Origin of the sequence: Stenotrophomonas sp. S39 (assembly GCF_016624665.1) — a bacterium.
Taxonomy (GTDB): Bacteria; Pseudomonadota; Gammaproteobacteria; order Xanthomonadales; family Xanthomonadaceae; genus Stenotrophomonas.
Window position 1 is genome coordinate 1 of sequence record NZ_JACVTT010000167.1, and the last position, 4,694, is coordinate 4,694.

5 protein-coding genes are annotated in these 4,694 nt (G+C 68.7%); 1 reads left to right on the forward strand and 4 read right to left on the reverse strand.

Annotated features, from left to right (window positions below; translation table 11 throughout):
• Positions 1–154: 154 nt before the first annotated feature.
• The 3 genes from IAE41_RS21865 to IAE41_RS21875 form a co-directional block, all read right to left on the reverse strand.
• On the reverse strand, positions 155–1,162 hold the full coding sequence (locus IAE41_RS21865; protein WP_200734544.1) for a cyclase family protein: 1,008 nt from the start codon (positions 1,160–1,162) through the stop codon (positions 155–157).
• A 35-nt stretch (positions 1,163–1,197) separates the two neighbouring features.
• The gene (locus IAE41_RS21870) at positions 1,198–1,848 is read right to left on the reverse strand and encodes a DsbA family protein (protein ID WP_200734545.1); all 651 of its coding nucleotides are present in this window, start codon (positions 1,846–1,848) and stop codon (positions 1,198–1,200) included.
• A 92-nt stretch (positions 1,849–1,940) separates the two neighbouring features.
• Positions 1,941–2,891 (reverse strand): LysR family transcriptional regulator, encoded by a 951-nt coding sequence (locus IAE41_RS21875; protein ID WP_200734548.1) that lies wholly within the window; start codon positions 2,889–2,891, stop codon positions 1,941–1,943.
• Between the two features lie 85 nt (positions 2,892–2,976).
• Between IAE41_RS21875 and IAE41_RS21880 the strand changes: the two genes are divergently transcribed.
• Positions 2,977–3,864 (forward strand): sterol desaturase family protein, encoded by an 888-nt coding sequence (locus IAE41_RS21880; protein WP_200734546.1) that lies wholly within the window; start codon positions 2,977–2,979, stop codon positions 3,862–3,864.
• A gap of 9 nt (positions 3,865–3,873) precedes the next feature.
• On the opposite strand, the gene IAE41_RS21885 is transcribed toward IAE41_RS21880, so the two are convergent.
• Positions 3,874–4,578 (reverse strand): helix-turn-helix transcriptional regulator, encoded by a 705-nt coding sequence (locus IAE41_RS21885; protein ID WP_200734547.1) that lies wholly within the window; start codon positions 4,576–4,578, stop codon positions 3,874–3,876.
• Between the last annotated feature and the right edge of the window lie 116 nt (positions 4,579–4,694).

Genomic DNA, 4,694 nt, shown 5'->3' on the forward strand with positions numbered 1-4,694 from the left:
CGTGGATGGGCAAAAGGCGACCGAATCAGTAGATCCACGCCATGCGTGGATGGGCAAAAGGCGACCGAATCAGTAGATCCACGCCATGCGTGGATAGGGCAAAAGTCCGCCGCCGACCCAGCCCGGCGGCTACCCGCTCATCGGTGCTGCCTGGTTACGGCTGGACCGGCAGCGCAACCGGACGCAGCGGCGCGGCATCGCCGCCGCGGATCTTCAACGGGCCGCCGATGAAGGCGAACTCGTAGACTTTGTCGCGGGCCAGTTCGTCCAGCGCCACCAGTTCGATGATCGGTGCGCCCTGCTGGGCCAGCAGGTAGGTGTGCAGCGGCACGTAATCGTCGGCCACCTCCGAGGGGAAGGTCTCGAAGCTGAGGTTGTCGGCACCGACGATCATCGCGCCGCTGTCTTCGACCAGGAAGCGCGCCGCGTCCAGGCCCATGCCTGGCGGGTTGGCCATGTACGCCTTCGGCTGTTCGAACAGGCGCATGCGGCCGGTGCGGATCAGCACGATGTCACCCTGCTGCAGCTTCACCTTCTGGCGAGCCAGCGCATCCTTCAGGTCCTGGCGGGTGACCCGGTAGCTGTCCGGCAGCATGTCCACGCCCTTGGCCCCGGCCACGTCGATCAGCACGCCGCGCGCGATCAGCGGCGGGAATTTCTCGATGCCGGTGACGTTCCAGCCGCGGTCGCCGAGATGCTGGTCGGCCTCGAAGCCGTTCCATATCTTCCCGTGGATGCCGAAGTGGTTCAGCGCATCGATGTGGGTGCCGGTGTGGCTGTACATCGAGAATGCGGTGCCGGTGTAGCTGCGGGTGAGGTTCATGGTCTCGCCCACACCCATCGGGTCGTCCATCACCGTGCCGCGCGGGGTATGGGTCATCCAGAACTGGTAGTGCGGGTCACCGGCGTCCTGCCAGCTGGGCATGCCGACGTAGTACTCGGTAGCCAGGTCATAGGCCTTGCCGCCGCTGACCCGCGACAGGATCGCCGCGCGTGAAGCCTCGGTGATCAGGTTGAGGCGGCCGATCTCATCCTCCGGCCCCCAGGGGCTGGTACCGACCTGCTGGCCGGAGGGAACGCGTTCATGCGCATGCACGGTGGTGGAGGCGGCGGTGCCAGCCAGCAGCAGGGCCAGCGCGGTGACCAGGGGACGTGGGGTCATGGGGAATCTCCTTGCAGGGTGGGGGACGGTGCGGCTCAGGCCGCGACCAGAGGGGCCAGGGCCTGGCGCAGCTGCGGCAACGGCAGGGTCTGCAGGCGCAGGCCGTTGCCGCCGATTACGGTGGGAATGGAGCGGATGCCTAGGGCAGCGGCTTCGCTGCGGTCGGCCTGCACGCGCCGGCGGACTTCGTCGCTGCGCATGTGGCCGGCGAAGGCGCAGCGCGGGTGGCCCAGCGATTCGGCGATATCCAGCAGCACCTCGGCATCGCCGATGTTGCGGTGCTGGTGCAGGTGCGCCCACTGCACGGCATCGAACATCGCGCCATGGGCCTCATTGCCGCCCAGCCGCCCTGCAGCCTGGCAGGCCAGTGCGCCGAGCCAGCCGGAGGGATACTCGAAATCCTGTGCGCGCATGCCTTCGATATCGATGCGCGCGCTGTCTTCATGCGCGGCGCAGTCGGTCCAGTGGCGCAGGATGGTTGCCTTGGCGCGCTGCATCGAGCCGAACACCTCGATCATCTGCGCGCGCGAGTCCTGCAGCACGAAGCTGCGATGACGCACCTGGATGCCGAGTTCGGCGGAGGCCTGCTGCAGGCGCGGGGCCAGCACGAAGCACCAGCCGCAGACCACGTCGTGGAAGAAATCGACCACCGGCGCTGCGGTGGCGGGGGAAGGAGCGGAAGACATCTGCCTGCCATCGGTGAGAGGGGAGGCGGCAGAGTAGGCAGCGCGGCATGCCCGAAACAGCACGCCGCAGGCAGCTCAGTTTTCGCTGGTGGTTACGAATCCAGGCCGGGGCAGCCAGGCAGCTCGGCGTGCAGGAAATCGATGAAGGCACGGACCTTGGGCTGCAGGTGGCGCGAGGTGGGGTAGACCGCATGCACGAAGCGCGGCGGATACTGGTGGTCGGGCAGCACCTGCTGCAGTTCGCCACGGGCCAGTGCCGGCGCCGCCAGGAACGAGGGCAGGGCGCCGATGCCCATGCCGGCCACCAGCAGATCGCGCAGCATCAGGCTGTTGTTGGCGGTGACGCGCGCCGGCAGGGTGATCGTCACCTGGCCATCAGGGCCAAGCAACGGCCAGCTGCCGGGTGAGTCGGACAGGCAGTAGGCCAGCACGCTGTGCGCCTGCAGGTCATCCACCGCCGCGGGTGCGGGGTGCTGCTGCAGGTAGGATGGCGCCGCGCACAGCACCTGCTGCAGCGAGGCCAGGCGGCGCGCCACCAGCCGCGAGTCGTCCAGTTCGGCGCGGAGCCGCAGCGAGACATCGAAGCCTTCGCCGACGGCATCGAGCAGGCGGTCTTCCATCACCAGGTCCAGCGACACCTTCGGATGCTGCTGCAGGAAGCGCGGCAGCAACGGCGACAGCGTGCTCAAGGCAAAGGACTGCGGTGCATTGACGCGCAGCCGCCCGGCCACCTCGCCACGCTGCTCGGCAATGCCACGTTCCAGTGCGTCCAGTTCGTCGAGCAGGCGGCAGCACTCGCGGTAGTAGGTATGGCCCGTCTCGGTCAGGCTCATGCGCCGCGTGGTCCGTTGCAGCAGGACCACGCCCAGGTGCGATTCCAGCGCGCGCAGCTGCTTGCTCAACCCGGCCGATGACATGCCCAGGTCCTCGGCGGCGCGGGCCAGCCCGCCGCGCTCGACGATGCGACGGAAAGCGCGCATCAGGTTGAAGGAGTCCATGCCGGTCCCGGGCGCGAAGAAACCGCCATTGTAGATCCGCGGCATGCCCACCACGCAGTTGCGTCGTTTGTTCAAGCCAACCCGCCGAGCGCGGCGCCACCCTGCAGGCCCCTCACGTTTCGGGTTGCCCATGAAGCTCTGGTTCCTCCGCCTGTACGCCCCGCTGTTCCTGTTCGGCTTCCTCGCCGCAGCCATCGCCTGGGTCGGCCACCACCACGGCGACCCGCTGTGGCTGCTGGCCCTGCTGGCCCTCGCCATTGCCGTGTCCTTCATGGCCGAACGCCTCTGGCCCTACGATCCGTCGTTCAACCACGACCACGATGATCGCGTGCGCGACACCCTGCATGCACTGGTCAACGAAGGCCTGAACCTGCTGTCGATCGCGGCCGTCCCGCTGCTGGCGGCGATCATTCCGTGGCAGGCGTGGCCGCAGCAGTGGCCGTTCGCGCTGCAGGTGCTGGTGGCCATCATCGCCGCCGATCTCGGCATCACCCTGGTGCACTACGCCAGCCATCGCATCGGCTGGTTGTGGCGGCTGCACGCGGTGCACCACAGCGTCACCCGCATGTACGGGTTCAACGGCCTGATGAAGCACCCGCTGCACCAGGCGGCCGAGGCAGTGGGCGGGGTGCTGCCGTTGCTGGCGCTGGGCCTGCCGATGCCGGTGGCGGCGGTGCTGGCCTTTGCCATTGCCATCCAGCTGCTGCTGCAGCATTCCAACGTGGACATGCGCCCGGGTGTACTCGGCCGGGTAATGGCCTGGGCACCACTGCACCGCTTCCACCACATGCGCTACGGCACCGCCGGCGACGTCAACTTCGGCCTGTTCCTGACGGTCTGGGACCGCCTGCTGGGTACTGCGTTCGATGCACCGGGCTACCGGTTGGGCACGCACGATCTGGGCATCGGCAGCCAGCCGGATTATCCGCGCGACTATGCCGGGCAACTGATGGCGCCGTTCCGCGAGCTGCCCCATGGGCAGGTGCCTGAAGTGCCTGAAGGCCTGCGCCGTCGTTGAGCATGCGCCTCAGGTGGCGCGCAGCTGCAGCCCCTGCAGCTGTGCCGCGCCGATGCCGAACATGCGGCGCAGGCTGCGCGACAGATGGGCCAGATCGGCGAAGCCTGCAGCGTGTGCACTGTCGGTCAGGCTGTGACCGTGCAGGTGGTGTGCCAGTGCGGTGCGCAGGCGCTGCCACAGCACCCAGCCACGCAGGGTCACCGCCAGGTCGGACTGGAAACGCCGGTGCAGTTGGCTGGTTGACAGATGCGCGGCCCCGGCGATATCGGCGGCGGGCACCGGGCCGGGCAGGTGCTGGGCGATGCGTTCCAGTGCCACCTGCACGCGGCGGTCCAGCGGCTGCGCGCGGCTCAGCTGCGGCAGTCGCTCGTGCAGGATGCTGATATCGGCGGGCAGCTGGTGCAGGTGCTGCTGGATCTGTTCGAGATCGGCATGGGCCGGTTCGAGGAACAGGGTGCAGCCGTCCTGCGGCGCGCAGAGGATGGCATGCGGCACGAAGGACGGCAGCCACAGGCGTTGGCCGAGGTGCGGAACGCCGTCGATCTCCACCTGCCAGGGCGCGCCGTCGCTGACCAGCAGCTGGTGGGCGTAGTGTGCGTGCGTGCCGCTGCCACCGGCATGGCCCTGCAGCAGGGCGGCGTGTGCATCCAGCAGCAGGGTGCCATTCCAGGGCAGGGCGGGGTGGGGCATGCGGGCATTGTAGATCCACGCCATGCGTGGATGGATCTCCATCGGAATTGAATCCATGGAGATCCGACCCCCGGGGGGCGCCCCCCCCCGGCCCCCCCCCCCCCCCCCCGCGGGGCGGGGGGGGCCCCGGCAACCCCCCC

Coding starts and splice junctions, on each gene's coding strand:
- IAE41_RS21865 (WP_200734544.1), bottom strand. CDS start 1,162: ATGACCCCACGTCCCCTGGTCACCGCGCTGGCCCTGCTGCTGGCTGGC.
- IAE41_RS21870 (WP_200734545.1), bottom strand. CDS start 1,848: ATGTCTTCCGCTCCTTCCCCCGCCACCGCAGCGCCGGTGGTCGATTTC.
- IAE41_RS21875 (WP_200734548.1), bottom strand. CDS start 2,891: ATGCCGCGGATCTACAATGGCGGTTTCTTCGCGCCCGGGACCGGCATG.
- IAE41_RS21880 (WP_200734546.1), top strand. CDS start 2,977: ATGAAGCTCTGGTTCCTCCGCCTGTACGCCCCGCTGTTCCTGTTCGGC.
- IAE41_RS21885 (WP_200734547.1), bottom strand. CDS start 4,578: ATGGCGTGGATCTACAATGCCCGCATGCCCCACCCCGCCCTGCCCTGG.